The sequence below is a fragment of the Pseudomonas ovata genome (assembly GCF_003131185.1).
Taxonomy (GTDB): domain Bacteria; phylum Pseudomonadota; class Gammaproteobacteria; order Pseudomonadales; family Pseudomonadaceae; genus Aquipseudomonas; species Aquipseudomonas ovata.
Genome location: NZ_QFFU01000017.1, coordinates 47,886 through 64,115 on the forward strand (window position 1 = coordinate 47,886; position 16,230 = coordinate 64,115).

Sequence of the window (16,230 nt, forward strand, 5' to 3'; positions counted from 1 at the left end):
GGAGCCAGCATGAGTTTGCCCAACCCCGCCGATCTGATCCGTCAGATGGCCACCGACCTCACCGCCCACCTGAGCCATCGCGGCATTCACGAACCACGCTTCATCGGCATTCGTACCGGGGGCGTGTGGGTCGCGCAGGCACTGCTCCAGACACTGGACCATCCGGGGCCGCTGGGCACGCTGGACGTGTCGTTCTACCGTGACGATTTCAGCCAGAACGGCCTGCATCCCCAGGTGCGGCCTTCAGAGCTGCCGTTCGAGATCGAAGGCCAGCACCTGGTATTGATCGACGACGTGCTGATGAGCGGACGCACGGTGCGCGCCGCCCTTAACGAGCTGTTCGACTACGGCCGCCCGGCCAGCGTGACGCTGGTCTGCCTGCTGGACCTGAACGCCGGCGAACTGCCGATCCGCCCCAATGTGGTCGGTGCAACGCTGGCCCTGGCCGCTCATGAGCGGGTCAAGCTCAGTGGTCCCGAGCCGCTGGCGCTCGACATCCAGGATCTTTCCACTGCCTCAGCCTTTTAAGAGTCCATTGCGATGACGCCTCTCGACGCCAAGCGACCGCTGCAGCTCAATCACCAGGGCCAGCTTCGCCATTTCCTGTCCCTGGACGGCCTGCCCCGCGAACTGCTCACAGAAATCCTCGACACCGCCGACTCGTTTCTGGAAGTCGGCGCACGCGCGGTGAAAAAAGTCCCGCTGCTGCGTGGCAAGACGGTCTGCAACGTGTTTTTCGAGAACTCGACGCGCACCCGCACCACCTTCGAGCTGGCCGCACAGCGGCTGTCGGCCGACGTGATCACCCTGAACGTCTCGACCTCCTCGACCAGCAAGGGCGAGACCCTGTTCGACACCCTGCGCAACCTTGAAGCCATGGCCGCCGACATGTTCGTGGTGCGCCATGCCGACTCCGGCGCCGCGCACTTCATTGCCGAGCACGTGTGCCCCGAGGTGGCGATCATCAATGGCGGCGACGGCCGGCACGCGCACCCGACCCAGGGCATGCTCGACATGCTGACCATCCGCCGGCACAAGGGTGGCTTCGAGAACCTGTCGGTGGCCATCGTCGGCGATATCCTGCATTCGCGGGTGGCACGCTCGAACATGCTGGCACTCAAGGCGCTGGGCTGCCCGGACATCCGCGTGATCGGACCCAAGACCCTGATGCCGGTGGGCATCGAGCAATACGGCGTGAAGGTCTACACCGACCTGGCCGAGGGCCTCAAGGACGTCGATGTGGTGATCATGTTACGCCTGCAACGCGAACGCATGCAGGGCGGCCTGCTGCCCAGCGAAGGCGAGTTCTACCGCCTGTTCGGCCTGACCACCGCCCGTCTGGCGGGCGCAAAACCGGATGCCATTGTCATGCACCCAGGCCCCATCAACCGCGGGGTGGAAATCGAATCGGCGGTGGCCGACGGCCCCCATTCGGTGATTCTCAACCAGGTGACCTACGGCATCGCCGTGCGCATGGCCGTGTTGTCCATGGCCATGAGCGGTCAGACCGCACAACGTCAATTCGAGCAGGAGAACGCCCTGTGAAGCTCAGCATTCTCGGCGCTCGCGTCATCGACCCGCGCAGCGGGCTGGACCAGGTCACCGACCTGCACATCGAAGCCGGCAAGATTCTGGCCGTGGGCGCGGCGCCCGCAGGTTTCGAGCCTGCGCACAGCATCGACGCCACAGGGCTGGTGGCCGCACCGGGCCTGGTGGACCTGAATGTCTCGCTGCGCGAGCCCGGCTACAGCCGCAAGGGCAGCATCGCCAGCGAGACCCGTGCCGCCACCGCCGGCGGGGTGACCAGCCTGTGCTGCCCACCCCGCACCCGGCCGGTACTGGACACCTCGGCGGTGGCCGAACTGATCCTGGACCGCGCCCGTGAGGCCGGCTTCAGCAAGGTCTATCCGATCGGTGCCCTGAGCAAGGGCCTGGAAGGCGAGCAACTGGCCGAGCTGGTGGCCCTGCGTGACGCCGGCTGCGTAGCGTTCGGCAACGGCCTCAAGACCTTCACCAACACCCGCACCCTGTGCCGGGCGCTGGAATACGCCGCCACGTTCGACCTGACGGTGATTTTCAATTCGCAGGACCATGACCTGGCCGCCGGCGGCCTGGCCCACGAAGGCCCGACCGCCAGTTTCCTGGGGCTGGTCGGCATCCCGGAGACCGCCGAGACCGTGGCCCTGGCCCGCGACCTGCTGCTGGTCGAACAGAGCGGCGTGCGCGCGCACTTCAGCCAGCTGACCAGCGCCCGTGGCGCCGCCATGATCGCCGACGCCCAGGCCCGCGGCCTGCCGGTGACCGCCGACGTGGCGCTGTACCAGTTGATCCTCACCGATGAGGCGCTGATCGACTTTTCCAGCCTCTACCATGTGCAGCCGCCCCTGCGCACCCGCGCAGACCGTGACGGTCTGCGCGAGGCCGTGAAAGCCGGGGTGATCCAGGCCATTTCCAGCCATCACCAGCCACACGAGCGCGACGCCAAGCTGGCGCCGTTCGGTGCGACCGAGCCGGGCATCAGCAGTGTGGAGTTGCTGCTGCCGCTGGCCATGACGCTGGTAGAGGACGGCCTGCTCGACCTGCCGACCCTGCTTGATCGCCTGAGCGCAGGCCCGGCGGCGGCGCTGCGCCTGCCGGCCGGGCAATTGCAGCAAGGGCTGGCGGCCGACCTGGTGCTGTTCGACCCGACCGCCAGCACCCTGGCCGGCCAGGCCTGGCTGTCCCGCGGCGAGAACTGCCCGTTCCTGGGCCATTGCCTGCCGGGGGCGGTGCGTTACACGCTGGTGGACGGGCGCATCAGCTACAGCGCCTGACCAGCGCTCCCCAAGGTCAACAGCGCTCTGCCCGGCTGCGGTTCAGCGCTGCAGTTGGGCGTTCTTGATCGAGATCTGGGTGTTCATCGTCCAGAAGTCATACAGCACGCCCACGCCAAACAGGCCGACGGTGAAAAAGTAGATGATGGCGGTGACCCATTTGCCCTGGTACAGGCGGTGGGCGCCGAAGATGCCCAGGAACGTCAGCAGAATCCACGCCAGGTTGTAGTCGGTCGGGCCAGGGGTGAAACGCAGGTCCGCCTCGCGGTCCATCGATGGGATCAGGAACAGGTCGATCAGCCAGCCGATGCCGAACAGGCCCAGGGTGAAGAACCAGATCGTGCCGGTCACCGGCTTGCCGAAGTAGAAACGGTGAGCACCCAGGAAGCCGAAAATCCACAGCAGGTAACCCAGGACTTTGCTGTGCGTGTTGGGGGTATAGCTGTTCATAAACTGCCTCGTTGCGTTGATAGAAAAATTTTCGTGTAAATTTTGTGACTTTTTATCGGTCATCCGACGTATGGCGAATGCCCTTTATCGATTCCGCAAGGCCTTGTAACACAAGGGATTGCTACACAATACAAGACAATCCGTCGCAATAATTGCAACGATTGCCGTGTAAACGTGTCGTCGGGTGGGGTCGGCTTTGGACGCAAGCTGTTATAGAGTTGCGCGCTGATCTTTAAGAGCCCTGCCGAATGCGTCCTTTTTTCAAGACATGGCTGACTGTTTGTCTCCTTATGCCATTGGCCGCCCACGCCACCAATCGTGAGCAAAACCTGCCCGCCGGCTTCTCCGGCTACACCGCCAAAAGCAATGCCTCGGCCTCGCGCGAAACCACCCGCAGCGAAACCGCCAGCGTGCCGCATGTGCGCAAGACGAGCGCTGCCCAGAGTCCGGTGACGGCCAACAATGCCCGAAAATCCGCGGTATCGTCTGCTGTGGCCGGCACCAATAAACAGGGCAGCGCCGTCGTCAAGCGCGCCCTGGAAGCGGTTGGCACTCCTTATCGCTGGGGCGGCAACACACCCGGCAAGGGCCTCGACTGCAGCGGCCTGGTCAAGTACGCCTTCACCGACGTGGCCAATGTCGACCTGCCGCGCAGTTCGCGTGACATGGCCGAAGGTCATGGCCAGGCCGTGGACCGCAAGGACCTGAAACCCGGTGACCTGCTGTTTTTCAACATCAAGAGCCGCCGCATCAACCACGTGGCCATCTACCTGGGCAACGACCGCTTCGTCCACGCGCCCCGCCGCGGCAAGGCCGTGACCGTCGACACGTTGAAGAAACCTTACTGGAACAAGAGCTACAAGGTTGCCAAGCGCGTACTGCCCAAGCAGAAGCCGGCGCTGAATATTGCCAGAAACTGAGTCAGGCGCCTGCGCTCGATACTACTGCTGTACCAACGCGCTACTACTGTCGGTACCAACGCGCGATCCCGCCCTGTAGGAGCGCGCTTGCCCGCGACCGGCTGCGTTAGCAGTCGTAAAATTGTGGCGTTTCGTAGATTCCAGATCGGAAATTTGTGGGGCCTCACCAATTTTGCGAGCGCTGCGCACTCGGTCGCGGGCAAGCGCGCTCCTACAAGACAGTCTGGGTGTCGGGGTTTAGAAGTTATCCGGCAGCTTGGCCTTTTCGCGGGCGCTTTCGCGGTTGATCAGGCCGCGCTTGAGCAGCTCGGCCAGGCACATGTCCAGGGTCTGCATGCCCATCGCCCCACCGGTCTGGATCGCCGAGTACATCTGCGCCACCTTGTCCTCGCGGATCAGGTTACGGATCGCCGGCGTCCCCATCATGATTTCATGCGCCGCCACCCTTCCCCCGCCGACCTTCTTGAGCAGCACCTGCGAGATCACGGCATGCAGGGATTCGGACAGCATCGAGCGGATCATGGACTTTTCAGCGGCCGGAAACACGTCGACCACCCGATCGATGGTCTTGGCTGCCGACGTGGTGTGCAACGTGCCGAACACCAGGTGCCCGGTTTCGGCAGCGGTCAGTGCCAGGCGAATGGTCTCCAGGTCGCGCATCTCGCCGACCAGGATCACGTCCGGGTCTTCCCGCAAGGCTGAACGCAGGGCCTCGGAAAAGCCCAGCGTGTCGCGGTGCACCTCGCGCTGGTTGACCAGGCACTTCTTGGATTCGTGGACGAATTCGATCGGATCCTCGATGGTGAGGATGTGGTGGTGCTTGTTGCTGTTGAGGTAGTCGACCATCGCCGCCAGGGTTGTCGATTTACCCGAGCCGGTAGGCCCGGTAACCAGGACCAGCCCGCGCGGCACATCGGTAATGCGGCGAAACACTTCGCCCATTCCCAGGTCTTCCATGCTCAGGATCTTCGACGGGATGGTACGAAAGACCGCGCCCGCGCCACGATTCTGGTTGAACGCATTGACCCGGAAGCGCGCCACCCCCGGCACCTCGAATGAAAAGTCGGTCTCCAGGCGCTCCTCGAAGTCCTGGCGCTGCTTGTCGTTCATGATGTCGTAGATCAGTGCCTTGACCTGCTTGGCATCCAGAGCCGGCAGGTTGATACGCCTGACATCGCCATCGACGCGGATCATCGGCGGCAGCCCGGCAGAGAGGTGCAAGTCGGAAGCGCCTTGTTTGGCACTGAAGGCCAGCAGCTCGGTAATATCCATACAGCTCCTCAATCACATAGAATGCCGCAGACCTCAGACCTGCTGGCACGAATCAATGTCCACGATAGCAGCGAATATATCAACGCTCGAACACCGAATCCGCGACGCGGCCCGGGCCGTACAGCGCGACCCGGCCAGCATCGGCCTGCTGGCGGTCAGCAAGACCAAGCCGGCCGCCGACCTGCGCGAAGCCTTCGACGCCGGCCTGCGCCACTTTGGCGAAAACTACCTGCAGGAAGCCCAGGACAAGCAGCAACAATTATCCGACCTGCCCTTGTGCTGGCATTTCATCGGCCCCATTCAGTCGAACAAGACCCGTGCCATCGCTGAGCACTTCGACTGGGTACATTCCGTGGACCGCCTGAAAATCGCCCAACGCCTGTCCGAACAACGTCCCGAACACTTGGGACCGCTGAACATCTGCATCCAGGTCAACGTCAGTGGCGAGGCCAGCAAATCGGGCTGCAATGCCCAAGACCTGCCCGCGCTGGCCGCCGCCATTGCGCAACTGCCACGCCTGCAGCTGCGCGGCCTGATGGCGATCCCGGAGCCCACGGACGACGTAGCCGCCCAGCGCGCCGCCTTTGCCCGCGTAAGGACCCTGCAAACCCAACTGCCCCAGACGCTGGACACTCTGTCGATGGGCATGAGCCACGACCTGGAGGCCGCCATCGCTGAAGGCGCCACCTGGGTGCGCGTCGGCACGGCCCTGTTTGGCGCCCGCAATTACGGCCAACCCTGACTTCTGACTCAAGGAAACTGTTCATGAGCACCACTCGCATTGCCTTCATTGGCGCCGGCAACATGGCCGCCAGCCTGATCGGTGGCCTGCGCGCCCAGGGCGTCGATGCCGCCGACATCCGCGCCAGCGACCCGGGCGCCGACACCCGGGCGCGCATCAGCGCCGAGCATGGCATCACCGTCGTGGCCGACAACGCCGAGGCCATCGAGGGCGCCGACGTGATCCTGCTGGCGGTCAAGCCGCAGATGATGAAAAACGTCTGCCAGGCCCTGAGCCCCAGCCTCAAGCCCGAACAACTGATCGTCTCGGTGGCCGCCGGCATCACCTGCGCCAGCCTCAACCAGTGGCTGGGCGAGCAACAGCCGGTGGTGCGCTGCATGCCCAACACCCCGGCGCTGCTGCGCAAGGGCGTCAGCGGCCTGTACGCCACCGACAAGGTCACCGACACCCAGCGCCAGCAGGCCGAGCAGTTGCTGTCGGCCGTAGGCATCGCCCTGTGGCTTGAGCAGGAACATCAGCTCGATGCCGTGACCGCCGTGTCCGGCAGCGGGCCGGCGTATTTCTTTTTGCTGATCGAAGCCATGACCGCCGCCGGCGTGAAGCTGGGCCTGCCTGAACACGTGGCGCGCCAGCTCACCGAGCAGACCGCCCTGGGCGCCGCGCTGATGAGCACCGGCAGCGACGTGGATGCCGCCGAACTGCGCCGCCGCGTGACCTCGCCGGCCGGCACTACGGAAGCGGCCATCAAGTCCTTCCAGGCCGGAGGCTTCGAATCGCTGGTCGAGACGGCCCTCACCGCCGCCGCCAGGCGCTCGGCCGAGCTGGCTGAGCAACTGGGCCAATAATTTTCGACTACTGGAGCAGATAGATGAGCGAGTTGACCAACGCTGCAAGTTTCATCGTTACCACCCTCGGCAGCCTGTACCTGCTGATCGTCATGCTGCGCTTTGTGCTGCAACTGGTGCGGGCCGATTTCTACAACCCCCTGAGCCAGTTCATCGTCAAGGCCACCCAGCCGCTGCTGCGCCCGATGCGCCGGATCATCCCCAGTGTGTTCGGCCTGGACATGTCCTCGCTGGTGCTGGGCATCATTGTGCAGATGCTGATCATGGCCGCCATCCTGATGCTGGAGTTCGGCACCATCGTTCCGCCCGGCATCAGCGCTCTGACCATGGTCCTGCACCTGCTGGTGTGGGCCCTGATCGGCGTCACCGTGCTGTTGCTGAACATTTTCTTCTGGGCCCTGCTTATCAGCGTGATCCTGTCGTGGGTCGCCCCGACCAGCCACAACCCGGCCGCGCAACTGGTCAACCAGATCTGCGAACCGCTGCTGGCCCCGCTGCGCCAGCGCCTGCCCAACCTGGGTGGCCTGGACCTGTCGCCGATTGCCGCCTTCATGGCCATCAAGCTGATCGAAATGACCGTCATTGTCTGGCTGATCAAGATGTCCGCCATGCCGCCGGTACTGCGCCTGCTGATCTGAATGCTTGGTAGGAGCGCGCTTGCCCGCGACCGAGTGCGTAGCGCTCGTAAAAATCTATGAAACGCTGAAAATTTACGACTGCTAACGCAGCCGGTCGCGGGCAAGCGCGCTCCTACAGGTGTGAATTTTATAGCCAATAAAATCAACAAGTTATTTCATGTTTGATGAGAGCGCACTTGCCGGAATGCCGGACCACCGCGACCGGCTGCGTTAGCAGTCGTAAAATTGTGGCGTTTTCGAGATTTTACGAGCGCTACGCACTCGGTCGCGGGCAAGCGCGCTCCTACGGGCGCGTTGTCAGGGCTCACGGTCCTGTTGATTGGTTGCCGCTGCCCCCTCGGGTCTTTAGACTTACGCCTCTTTCAAGCGAGAGCAGGGTCGATGCCCACGGTCTTTCCCCCCGATTGTGTTGGTCTGGTCACGCCGCAGCTGGCGCATTTCAGCAAGCCTCTGGCGCTGGCGTGTGGCCGCACGCTGCCCGCCTATGACCTGATCTACGAAACCTACGGCCAGTTGAATGCCCAGCGCAGCAACGCCGTGCTGATCTGCCACGCCCTGTCGGGCCATCACCACGCCGCTGGCTACCACAGCACCGAAGAACGCAAGCCGGGCTGGTGGGACAGTTGCATCGGTCCCGGCAAGCCGATCGACACCCACCGTTTCTTCGTCGTCAGCCTCAATAACCTGGGTGGCTGCAACGGCTCGACCGGCCCCAGCAGTATCGACCCGCAGACCGGCGAGCCTTATGGCGCCAACTTCCCGGTGGTCACCGTCGAAGACTGGGTGCACAGCCAGGCGCGGCTGGCCGACTTGCTGGGTATCGAGCAATGGGCGGCAGTGGTCGGCGGCAGCCTGGGCGGCATGCAGGCGCTGCAATGGACCATTACCTTTCCCGACAGGGTGCGTCACTGCCTGGCCATCGCCTCGGCGCCCAAGTTGTCGGCGCAGAACATCGCCTTCAATGAGGTGGCTCGCCAGGCCATCCTGACCGACCCGGAATTCCACGAAGGCGCCTTCCAGGCCCGTGGCGTGATTCCCAAGCGTGGCCTGATGCTGGCGCGCATGGTCGGGCATATCACCTATCTGTCCGATGACTCGATGGGCGAGAAATTCGGCCGTGGCCTGAAGAACGAAAAGCTCAACTACGACTTCCATAACGTGGAATTCCAGGTCGAGAGCTACCTGCGCTACCAGGGTGAAGAGTTCTCCGGGCGCTTCGATGCCAACACCTATCTGTTGATGACCAAGGCGCTGGACTATTTCGACCCGGCGGCGGCCTTCAACGATGACCTGGCGAAAACCTTCGCCTCGGCCAGCGCGAAATTCTGCGTGATGTCCTTCACCACCGACTGGCGCTTCTCGCCGGCGCGCTCGCGCGAGCTGGTGGACGCCCTGATGGCGGCGCGCAAGGACGTCAGCTACCTGGAAATCGAAGCCCCCCAGGGCCACGACGCCTTCCTGATCCCGAACCCGCGCTATGTGCAGGCTTTCGGCAACTACATGAATCGTATTGCGCTGTGAGGACCTCATGAGAGCCGATCTGGAGATCATCCAGGAGTGGATTCCCGCCGGCAGCCGCGTGCTCGACCTGGGCTGCGGCGACGGCGAACTGCTGGCCTGGCTGCGCGACCACAAGCAGGTCACCGGCTACGGGCTGGAGAAAGACCCCGACAACATCGCCCAGTGCGTGCTCAAGGGCGTCAACGTCATCGAGCAGGACCTGGACAAGGGGCTGGGCAACTTCGCCAGCAACAGCTTCGATGTGGTGGTCATGACCCAGGCGTTGCAGGCGGTGCATTACCCCGACCGCATCCTCGACGAAATGCTGCGCGTGGGTCGTCAATGCATCATCACCTTCCCCAACTTCGGCCACTGGCGCTGCCGCTGGTACCTGGCCAGCAAGGGGCGCATGCCGGTCTCGGACTTCATGCCATACACCTGGTACAACACGCCGAACATCCACTTCTGCACCTTCGAGGACTTCGAAGCCCTGTGCCGCGAGCGCGAGGCGCGGGTGCTGGACCGCATGGCGGTCGACAATCAGCACCGGCACGGCTGGGCCAGCAAGCTGTGGCCTAACCTGTTGGGTGAGATCGGCATCTACCGGGTGCGCAGCCCGGGCCTGAGCGAGCACCAGCTCGCGGTCTGACGCGCAGCCCATCCCCACAGACTTTGCGGACGTACAGATGAACATCACTCAATTGGTACTGGCCAGCCATAACGGCGGCAAGCTCAAGGAACTGCAGGCCATGCTCGGCGACCGCGTGCAGTTGCGCTCGATCGGCGAGTTCAGCACGGTGGAGCCTGAAGAAACCGGCCTGTCGTTCGTCGAGAACGCCATTCTCAAGGCGCGCAACGCGGCACGTATTTCCGGGCTGCCGGCGCTGGCCGATGATTCGGGGCTGGCCGTGGACTTCCTGGGTGGTGCGCCGGGCATCTACTCGGCGCGTTACGCAGACGGCCAGGGCGATGCCGCCAACAACGCCAAACTGCTCGACGCCCTCAAGGACGTGCCGGACAAGCGGCGCACCGCGCAGTTCGTCTGTGTGCTGGCGCTGGTGCGGCATGCCGACGACCCGCTGCCGATCCTGTGCGAAGGCCTGTGGCACGGGCGCATTCTGCATGCCGCCAGCGGCGAGCACGGCTTTGGCTATGACCCGCTGTTCTGGGTGCCTGAGCGCCATTGCTCCAGTGCCGAGCTGTCGCCCGCCGAGAAAAACCAGCTCAGCCACCGCGCCCGCGCCATGGCCCTGTTGCGCCAGCGCCTGGACCTGCAATGACCGCTGACGCCATTGTCCAGCCGCTGTATGCCGGCACCGACGGGTTTTCGTCGCTGATGCCCCGGCCGGCCTTGCCTGTCCTGCCGCCGCTGTCGCTGTACATTCATATCCCGTGGTGCGTACGCAAATGCCCGTATTGCGACTTCAACTCGCACACCGCCAGCGCCGTGCTGCCCGAGCAGGACTACGTCGACGCCCTGCTGGCCGACCTCGACCAGGACCTGCCCCATGTGCATGGCCGCGAGTTGCGCTCGATCTTCTTCGGCGGTGGCACGCCCAGCCTGTTCAGCGCAGACGCCCTGGGTCGCCTGCTGGCCGGCGTGGAACAGCGCATTCGCTTCGCGGCCGATATCGAGATCACCCTGGAAGCCAACCCCGGCACCTTCGAGCAGGCCAAGTTCAGCGCCTATCGCGGCCTGGGCATCAATCGCCTGTCGATCGGCATCCAGAGCTTCCAGGAGGCCAAGCTCAAGGCGCTGGGCCGCATCCATAACGGTGACGAAGCCATCCGTGCCGCCGACATGGCCCGCGCCGCCGGCTTCGACAACTTCAATCTGGACCTGATGCACGGCCTGCCCGACCAGAGCCAGGACGAGGCGCTGGGCGACCTGCGCCAGGCCATCGCCCTGGCGCCCACTCACCTGTCCTGGTATCAGTTGACGCTGGAGCCCAACACGGTGTTCTGGAACCAGCCGCCGGTGCTGCCCGAAGACGACATTCTCTGGGACATCCAGGAAGCCGGGCAGCAACTGCTGGCCGACCACGGCTATGCCCAGTACGAAGTCTCGGCCTATGCGCAGCCCGACAAGGCGGCGCGGCACAACCTCAATTACTGGGGCTTTGGCGATTTCATCGGCATCGGTGCCGGTGCCCACGGCAAGCTCAGCCATCCGGACGGGCGCATCGAGCGCACCTGGAAGACGCGCCTGCCCAAGGATTACCTGAACCCGGCCAAGCCGTTCCAGGCCGGAGCCAAGGTGCTGACGGCCGACGAGTTGCCCTTTGAATTCCTGATGAACGCCCTGCGCCTGACAAATGGCGTGGACGCTGCATTATTTCGTGAAAGAACCGGTCTAAGCCTGGATTCACTGGCCGGGGGACGCGAGCAGGCGATCAGGCGTGGTTTGCTGCACGCCGATCCGCAACGCCTGGCCGCTACGCCGCAGGGCCAGTTGTTCCTCAACGACCTGTTGCAATACTTTCTGAGCTAAGGAACCTGCATGGACGTCGTACTCGATCTGCTGGACGCGGTCTCGCGCTGGAGCCGCAGCAACCTGTCGGAAATCGCCCTGGCGCTGGTGGGGTGCCTGCTGGTGTTGTTCGGATCGGACATCAAGGCCTGGGTCGAGCAACGCGCCGGCAGCCTGTCGGGCGCGATGCGCATCCCGCTGCTGGCCCTGGCCTGCACCGTGGGCAGCGGCCTGGCGCTGATCTACGCCACGCCCTGGGTGGTCAAGGGCCTGAGCCAGTTCAACAACTACAGCCTGGCCCCGGTGCTGCTGGTGGTGCTGGTGCTGATCGGCGTGATTGCCGATCGCAAGTAGGAGCGCGCTCTGCCCGCGACCGAGTGCGCAGCGCTCGCAAAATTGATGCAACACCACAAACTTATGATTGCCAATACATCCAGAAATCTGCGAAACGCCACAATGTTACGACTGCTAACGCAGCCGGTCGCGGGCAAGCGCGCTCCTACCACGGGCCGGTGTTGGATTCAGTCGATTTTTTCGAACTTCAGGTCCCATACGCCATGGCCCAGGCGCTCGCCGCGGCGTTCGAACTTGGTGATCGGGCGCTCTTCAGGGCGCGGCACGTACTGGTTGTCCTCGGCCAGGTTGCGATACCCCGGCGCCACGTTCATCACTTCCAGCATGTACTCGGCATAGGGTTCCCAGTCGGTGGCCATGTGGAACACGCCGCCCGGCTTTAGCTTGCTGCGCACCAGTTCGGCAAACTCGGGCTGCACGATGCGGCGCTTGTGGTGACGGCTCTTGTGCCACGGGTCCGGGAAGAACAGCATCAGGCGATCCAGGCTGTTGTCGGCCACGCAGCGGTTGAGCACTTCGATGGCGTCGCAATCATAGACCCGCAGGTTCTTGAGGCCCTGGGTCAGGGCACCATTGAGCAGCGCACCCACACCCGGCGAATGCACCTCGACACCGATGAAGTCGTGCCCGGGCGCGGCGGCGGCCATTTCCAGCAGCGAGTGGCCCATGCCGAAGCCGATTTCCAGGGTGCGCGGCGCCGAACGGCCAAACACCTGATCGAAATCCACCGGCGTGTCGGTCAGTTGCAGGCCGAACAGCGGCAAGCCCTGATCCAGGCCGCGCTGCTGGCCTTCGGTCATGCGCCCGGCACGCATCACGAAACTCTTGATGCGACGGTGCGGGCGATCCTGGCCTTCTGGCGCTTCGGGCAACTCGGGTGAAACGTGCGAATCAGTCATCAACAGGCTCTTACTTGATCAGGCCATCCAGCGGCGAAGATGCGCTGGCATAGAGTTTACGGGGCATGCGACCGGCCAGGTAGGCCAGGCGGCCGGCGATGACCGCGTGTTTCATGGCTTCGGCCATGAGCACCGGATACTGGGCGTGGGCGATGGCCGAGTTCATCAGCACCGCTTCACAGCCCAGCTCCATGGCAATCGTGGCGTCCGAGGCCGTGCCGACACCGGCATCGACCAGCACCGGCACCTTGGTTTCTTCCAGGATGATCTGCAGGTTGTACGGGTTGCAGATGCCCAGGCCGCTGCCGATCAGGCCGGCCAGCGGCATGATGGCGATACAGCCGATCTCGGCCAGCTGGCGGGCAACGATCGGGTCGTCACTGGTGTAGACCATGACGTCGAAGCCGTCCTTGACCAGCACTTCGGCGGCCTTGAGGGTCTCGATGACATTAGGGAACAGGGTCTTCTGGTCGGCCAGCACTTCAAGCTTGACCAGGTTGCTACCGTCGAGCAGCTCACGTGCCAGGCGGCAGGTGCGCACCGCCTCCGGGGCGTCGAAGCAGCCGGCGGTGTTGGGCAGGATGGTGTAGCGGTCCGGCGGCAGGACGTCGAGCAGGTTCGGCTCGCCCGGGTTCTGGCCCAGGTTGGTGCGGCGCACGGCCACCGTGACGATCTCGGCACCCGAGGCCTCGATGGCCAGGCGGGTCTGTTCCATGTCGACATACTTGCCGGTGCCGACCAGCAGGCGCGACTCGAAGGTCCGGCCGGCCAGAACGAAGGGCTTGTCGCTGCGGGCGTTGCTCATCGTGGATCCTCTTTAGCGTGCAGAAGGGGTCATCGGTAACCGCGAAACCTAACCACCGCCAATGGCATGCACCACCTCGACCTGGTCGCCTTCGCGCAGGGAGGTGGTTTCATGCTGGCTTCGCGGGACGATGTCCAGGTTCAATTCGACCGCGACGCGGCGCCCGACCAGGTCCAGGCGGGCCAGCAAGGCGGTGACGGTCGCGCCGTCGGGCAACTCAAAGGGTTCGCCGTTCAACTGAATGTGCATGCGCAGCAGCAGCCATCATGGTTAAGGGGGCCCGCATTCTAGCCCGCCGGGCCGGCCTGACCAACCCCGCAGCGCACCATTCGTCCCGGCCGGGGTCGGCAGGTCAGGTGCCGCTGCCCAGCCGCCAGGCCATCACGCCCAGGATCGACCAGCCAAACAGAAAGCACAGGCCGCCAAAGGGGGTGATGATGCCCAGCTTGCTCATGCCGGTCAGGGTCAGCAGGTACAGGCTGCCGGAGAACAGCACGATGCCGGCGACAAAGGCGAAACCGGCCCAGGTGACCAGCCGCCCGGGCATGTGCGCGGCCAGCAGGGCTACCCCGAACAGCGCCAGGGCGTGGATCAGTTGATAGAGCACACCGGTCTGGAACACCGCCAGGTATTCGGGGCTCAGGCGTCCTTTCAGACCATGGGCGGCAAACGCGCCCAAGCCCACGCCGGTGAAACCGAAAAAGGCGGCCAACATTAAAAAGCTGCGAAGCATCAAGAACTCCTGGGCATTTGCGCACGGTCTGTATAATGGCCCGCTCAACGGGTTCGGCCAAGCGATGTCTAATGCTGCGTATTCTTTTCCGTCGTGTCATCCAGGCCATGCTGTGGTTCGCCGCCGGCAGCTTCATTGTTGTTCTGCTGCTGCGCTGGATCCCGCCACCGGGCACCGCGCTGATGGTCGAGCGCAAGATCGAGTCGTGGTTCGATGGCCAGCCCATCGACCTGCAACGCGACTGGCAACCCTGGGAGCAGATCGCCGCGCCGCTCAAGGTGGCTGTGGTGGCCGGTGAAGACCAGCACTTTGCCGAGCACTGGGGCTTCGATATCGGCGCTATCCAGGCGGCTATTGCGCATAACGAACGCGGCGGCTCGCTGCGTGGCGCCAGCACCCTGAGCCAGCAGGTGGCCAAGAACCTGTTCCTGTGGTCGGGGCGCAGCTACCTGCGCAAGGGGCTGGAAGCCTGGTTTACCGCGCTGATCGAGCTGCTGTGGTCCAAGGAGCGCATTCTTGAGGTGTACCTCAACAGCGTGGAATGGGACGACGGCGTATTCGGCGCCGAAGCGGCCGCCCGTCATCATTTCCACACTTCAGCCGCGAACCTGTCGACCCAGCAGGCCAGCTACCTGGCTGCCGTGCTGCCCAACCCGCGCCGCTGGAGCGCCAGCCGTCCCAGCAGTTATGTGGCACGCCGCGCCGGCTGGATCCGCCAGCAGATGCGCCAATTGGGCGGCGACGATTACCTGCAGGCGATCCGGTAGGAGCGGCTTCAGCCGCGATGGCTTCACCCTTCCCGGTTGAAGCCGGTCCTGCAGGATCGTCGTGCGGTTACCAGGCCCGGACGAAAACGCCCCGACAGGTCGAGGCGTTTTGCGTCACGGCGTGGATCAGGCGGCGATGGAGGTCTTGAGCTTGTTCATCGCGTTCTTTTCCAGCTGGCGGATGCGCTCGGCAGAGACGTTGTACTTCTCGGCCAGCTCATGCAGGGTCGCCTTTTCCTCGGCCAGCCAGCGTTGATAGAGGATGTCGCGGCTGCGGTCGTCCAGCACGTCCAGCGCCTGGTGCAGGTTGGCGGTGGAGTTGTCGGTCCAGTCGGAATCCTCGAGCTGGCGCGCCGGGTCGTAGCGATGATCTTCGAGGTAGTTGGCCGGCGACTGGAAGGCGCTGTCGTCGTCGGCTTCACTGGCCGGGTCGAAGGCCATGTCCTGGCCGGTCAGGCGGCTTTCCATCTCGCGCACTTCACGCGGCTCGACCCCGAGGCTTTCCGCCACGCGGTGGACTTCCTCGTTGTTCAGCCAGGCCAGACGCTTTTTCTGGCTGCGCAGGTTGAAGAACAGCTTGCGCTGGGCCTTGGTCGTGGCGACCTTGACGATACGCCAGTTGCGCAGGATGAATTCGTGAATCTCGGCCTTGATCCAGTGCACGGCAAACGACACCAGGCGCACGCCCATTTCAGGGTTGAAGCGCTTGACGGCCTTCATCAGGCCGACGTTGCCTTCCTGGATCAGGTCAGCCTGGGCCAAGCCATAACCGGAGTAGCTGCGGGCGATATGCACCACGAAGCGCAGATGGGCAAGGACCATCTGGCGCGCAGACTCAAGGTTCTGCTCGTAGTAGAGACTGTCTGCCAGTTCACGCTCCTGCTCGGGCGTCAGCATCGGAATGCTGTTGACCGCATGCACGTAAGCTTCCAGGTTGGCGCCTGGAACCAATGCATAGGCAGGTTGCAAAGAAGTGGTCATACGAAAGAAACCTCCAACAGATGTAGCGGGTGCAGCTCAGC

The 16,230-nt window shown here is 63.9% G+C and carries 20 protein-coding genes; 13 read left to right on the forward strand and 7 right to left on the reverse strand.

All coding sequences use genetic code 11. From position 1 onward, the window contains the following. The first annotated feature begins 9 nt into the window (after positions 1–9). The 3 genes from pyrR to DGA31_RS20065 are packed head-to-tail and all read left to right on the forward strand — an operon-like array spanning position 10 to position 2,813. On the forward strand, positions 10–528 hold the full coding sequence (pyrR, locus tag DGA31_RS20055; RefSeq protein ID WP_056840524.1) for a bifunctional pyr operon transcriptional regulator/uracil phosphoribosyltransferase PyrR: 519 nt from the start codon (positions 10–12) through the stop codon (positions 526–528). Between the two features lie 12 nt (positions 529–540). Further along, entirely contained in the window at positions 541–1,545 is a 1,005-nt protein-coding gene (locus DGA31_RS20060) for an aspartate carbamoyltransferase catalytic subunit (protein WP_056840523.1), read from the forward strand. Beyond that, positions 1,542–2,813, forward strand: a complete 1,272-nt coding sequence (locus tag DGA31_RS20065) for a dihydroorotase (protein WP_056840522.1) — start codon at positions 1,542–1,544, stop codon at positions 2,811–2,813. The genes DGA31_RS20060 and DGA31_RS20065 overlap by 4 nt, the downstream gene beginning before the upstream one ends. 42 nt (positions 2,814–2,855) lie before the next feature. Here DGA31_RS20065 and DGA31_RS20070 read toward each other — a convergent pair whose 3' ends face one another. Continuing rightward, on the reverse strand, positions 2,856–3,263 hold the full coding sequence (locus tag DGA31_RS20070) for an NINE protein (RefSeq protein WP_056840521.1): 408 nt from the start codon (positions 3,261–3,263) through the stop codon (positions 2,856–2,858). Positions 3,264–3,511: 248 nt separating this feature from the next. On the opposite strand from DGA31_RS20070, the gene DGA31_RS20075 reads away from it, so the two are divergent. Then, positions 3,512–4,183, forward strand: coding sequence for a C40 family peptidase (locus tag DGA31_RS20075; RefSeq protein ID WP_056840520.1), 672 nt, complete (start codon positions 3,512–3,514; stop codon positions 4,181–4,183). A gap of 237 nt (positions 4,184–4,420) precedes the next feature. Here the strand turns inward: DGA31_RS20075 and DGA31_RS20080 are convergent, their stop codons facing one another. Next, positions 4,421–5,455 (reverse strand): type IV pilus twitching motility protein PilT, encoded by a 1,035-nt coding sequence (locus DGA31_RS20080; protein WP_056840519.1) that lies wholly within the window; start codon positions 5,453–5,455, stop codon positions 4,421–4,423. Positions 5,456–5,510: 55 nt separating this feature from the next. On the opposite strand from DGA31_RS20080, the gene DGA31_RS20085 reads away from it, so the two are divergent. From DGA31_RS20085 to DGA31_RS20120, 8 genes are all read left to right on the forward strand, one after another. After that, positions 5,511–6,197 (forward strand): YggS family pyridoxal phosphate-dependent enzyme, encoded by a 687-nt coding sequence (locus DGA31_RS20085; RefSeq protein WP_056840518.1) that lies wholly within the window; start codon positions 5,511–5,513, stop codon positions 6,195–6,197. A 23-nt stretch (positions 6,198–6,220) separates the two neighbouring features. Next, positions 6,221–7,042 (forward strand): pyrroline-5-carboxylate reductase, encoded by an 822-nt coding sequence (gene proC / locus DGA31_RS20090; RefSeq protein ID WP_109513735.1) that lies wholly within the window; start codon positions 6,221–6,223, stop codon positions 7,040–7,042. Positions 7,043–7,065: 23 nt separating this feature from the next. Continuing rightward, positions 7,066–7,680 (forward strand): YggT family protein, encoded by a 615-nt coding sequence (locus DGA31_RS20095; RefSeq protein ID WP_056840516.1) that lies wholly within the window; start codon positions 7,066–7,068, stop codon positions 7,678–7,680. Between the two features lie 381 nt (positions 7,681–8,061). Beyond that, positions 8,062–9,201 (forward strand): homoserine O-succinyltransferase MetX, encoded by a 1,140-nt coding sequence (gene metX / locus DGA31_RS20100; protein WP_109513736.1) that lies wholly within the window; start codon positions 8,062–8,064, stop codon positions 9,199–9,201. A 7-nt stretch (positions 9,202–9,208) separates the two neighbouring features. Continuing rightward, positions 9,209–9,829: a methionine biosynthesis protein MetW gene (metW, locus tag DGA31_RS20105; protein ID WP_056840815.1), complete on the forward strand. Its 621-nt coding sequence runs from the start codon at positions 9,209–9,211 to the stop codon at positions 9,827–9,829. 37 nt (positions 9,830–9,866) lie between these two features. Then, complete coding sequence (rdgB, locus tag DGA31_RS20110; RefSeq protein ID WP_109513737.1) at positions 9,867–10,460, forward strand: RdgB/HAM1 family non-canonical purine NTP pyrophosphatase; 594 nt, start codon at positions 9,867–9,869, stop codon at positions 10,458–10,460. A gap of 56 nt (positions 10,461–10,516) precedes the next feature. Beyond that, positions 10,517–11,671: a radical SAM family heme chaperone HemW gene (gene hemW / locus DGA31_RS20115; RefSeq protein ID WP_236709459.1), complete on the forward strand. Its 1,155-nt coding sequence runs from the start codon at positions 10,517–10,519 to the stop codon at positions 11,669–11,671. Positions 11,672–11,680: 9 nt separating this feature from the next. Further along, a complete protein-coding gene (locus tag DGA31_RS20120) occupies positions 11,681–12,004 on the forward strand; it encodes a DUF3392 domain-containing protein (protein ID WP_056840512.1) in 324 nt (107 codons plus the stop codon). A gap of 167 nt (positions 12,005–12,171) precedes the next feature. On the opposite strand, the gene trmB is transcribed toward DGA31_RS20120, so the two are convergent. The 4 genes from trmB to DGA31_RS20140 all read right to left on the reverse strand — a co-directional run bounded on the left by trmB (position 12,172) and on the right by DGA31_RS20140 (position 14,441). Next, positions 12,172–12,819: a tRNA (guanosine(46)-N7)-methyltransferase TrmB gene (gene trmB / locus DGA31_RS20125; protein ID WP_241509623.1), complete on the reverse strand. Its 648-nt coding sequence runs from the start codon at positions 12,817–12,819 to the stop codon at positions 12,172–12,174. A 94-nt stretch (positions 12,820–12,913) separates the two neighbouring features. Further along, positions 12,914–13,708 (reverse strand): thiazole synthase, encoded by a 795-nt coding sequence (locus DGA31_RS20130; protein WP_109513740.1) that lies wholly within the window; start codon positions 13,706–13,708, stop codon positions 12,914–12,916. Positions 13,709–13,756: 48 nt separating this feature from the next. Further along, positions 13,757–13,957: a sulfur carrier protein ThiS gene (gene thiS / locus DGA31_RS20135; RefSeq protein WP_056840509.1), complete on the reverse strand. Its 201-nt coding sequence runs from the start codon at positions 13,955–13,957 to the stop codon at positions 13,757–13,759. Between the two features lie 103 nt (positions 13,958–14,060). Further along, the gene (locus DGA31_RS20140) at positions 14,061–14,441 is read right to left on the reverse strand and encodes a DUF423 domain-containing protein (protein WP_109513741.1); all 381 of its coding nucleotides are present in this window, start codon (positions 14,439–14,441) and stop codon (positions 14,061–14,063) included. Positions 14,442–14,512: 71 nt separating this feature from the next. On the opposite strand from DGA31_RS20140, the gene mtgA reads away from it, so the two are divergent. Continuing rightward, positions 14,513–15,208 carry a monofunctional biosynthetic peptidoglycan transglycosylase gene (gene mtgA, locus DGA31_RS20145; protein ID WP_056840507.1) on the forward strand — a complete coding sequence of 232 codons (696 nt, stop codon included), beginning with the start codon at positions 14,513–14,515 and terminating at the stop codon, positions 15,206–15,208. 126 nt (positions 15,209–15,334) lie between these two features. Here the strand turns inward: mtgA and rpoH are convergent, their stop codons facing one another. Further along, positions 15,335–16,189, reverse strand: a complete 855-nt coding sequence (rpoH, locus tag DGA31_RS20150; protein WP_056840506.1) for an RNA polymerase sigma factor RpoH — start codon at positions 16,187–16,189, stop codon at positions 15,335–15,337. Positions 16,190–16,230: the final 41 nt, after the last annotated feature.

Excerpts from the sequence above, each read along its gene's own strand:
- metW (WP_056840815.1), top strand. The coding sequence starts at position 9,209 with ATGAGAGCCGATCTGGAGATCATCCAGGAGTGGATTCCCGCCGGCAGC.
- DGA31_RS20060 (WP_056840523.1), top strand. The coding sequence starts at position 541 with ATGACGCCTCTCGACGCCAAGCGACCGCTGCAGCTCAATCACCAGGGC.
- DGA31_RS20075 (WP_056840520.1), top strand. The coding sequence starts at position 3,512 with ATGCGTCCTTTTTTCAAGACATGGCTGACTGTTTGTCTCCTTATGCCA.
- mtgA (WP_056840507.1), top strand. The coding sequence starts at position 14,513 with ATGCTGCGTATTCTTTTCCGTCGTGTCATCCAGGCCATGCTGTGGTTC.
- DGA31_RS20085 (WP_056840518.1), top strand. The coding sequence starts at position 5,511 with ATGTCCACGATAGCAGCGAATATATCAACGCTCGAACACCGAATCCGC.
- DGA31_RS20080 (WP_056840519.1), bottom strand. The coding sequence starts at position 5,455 with ATGGATATTACCGAGCTGCTGGCCTTCAGTGCCAAACAAGGCGCTTCC.
- DGA31_RS20095 (WP_056840516.1), top strand. The coding sequence starts at position 7,066 with ATGAGCGAGTTGACCAACGCTGCAAGTTTCATCGTTACCACCCTCGGC.
- rdgB (WP_109513737.1), top strand. The coding sequence starts at position 9,867 with ATGAACATCACTCAATTGGTACTGGCCAGCCATAACGGCGGCAAGCTC.
- rpoH (WP_056840506.1), bottom strand. The coding sequence starts at position 16,189 with ATGACCACTTCTTTGCAACCTGCCTATGCATTGGTTCCAGGCGCCAAC.
- proC (WP_109513735.1), top strand. The coding sequence starts at position 6,221 with ATGAGCACCACTCGCATTGCCTTCATTGGCGCCGGCAACATGGCCGCC.
- metX (WP_109513736.1), top strand. The coding sequence starts at position 8,062 with ATGCCCACGGTCTTTCCCCCCGATTGTGTTGGTCTGGTCACGCCGCAG.
- DGA31_RS20120 (WP_056840512.1), top strand. The coding sequence starts at position 11,681 with ATGGACGTCGTACTCGATCTGCTGGACGCGGTCTCGCGCTGGAGCCGC.
- hemW (WP_236709459.1), top strand. The coding sequence starts at position 10,517 with ATGCCCCGGCCGGCCTTGCCTGTCCTGCCGCCGCTGTCGCTGTACATT.
- pyrR (WP_056840524.1), top strand. The coding sequence starts at position 10 with ATGAGTTTGCCCAACCCCGCCGATCTGATCCGTCAGATGGCCACCGAC.
- DGA31_RS20130 (WP_109513740.1), bottom strand. The coding sequence starts at position 13,708 with ATGAGCAACGCCCGCAGCGACAAGCCCTTCGTTCTGGCCGGCCGGACC.
- thiS (WP_056840509.1), bottom strand. The coding sequence starts at position 13,957 with ATGCACATTCAGTTGAACGGCGAACCCTTTGAGTTGCCCGACGGCGCG.
- trmB (WP_241509623.1), bottom strand. The coding sequence starts at position 12,819 with ATGCGTGCCGGGCGCATGACCGAAGGCCAGCAGCGCGGCCTGGATCAG.
- DGA31_RS20070 (WP_056840521.1), bottom strand. The coding sequence starts at position 3,263 with ATGAACAGCTATACCCCCAACACGCACAGCAAAGTCCTGGGTTACCTG.
- DGA31_RS20140 (WP_109513741.1), bottom strand. The coding sequence starts at position 14,441 with ATGCTTCGCAGCTTTTTAATGTTGGCCGCCTTTTTCGGTTTCACCGGC.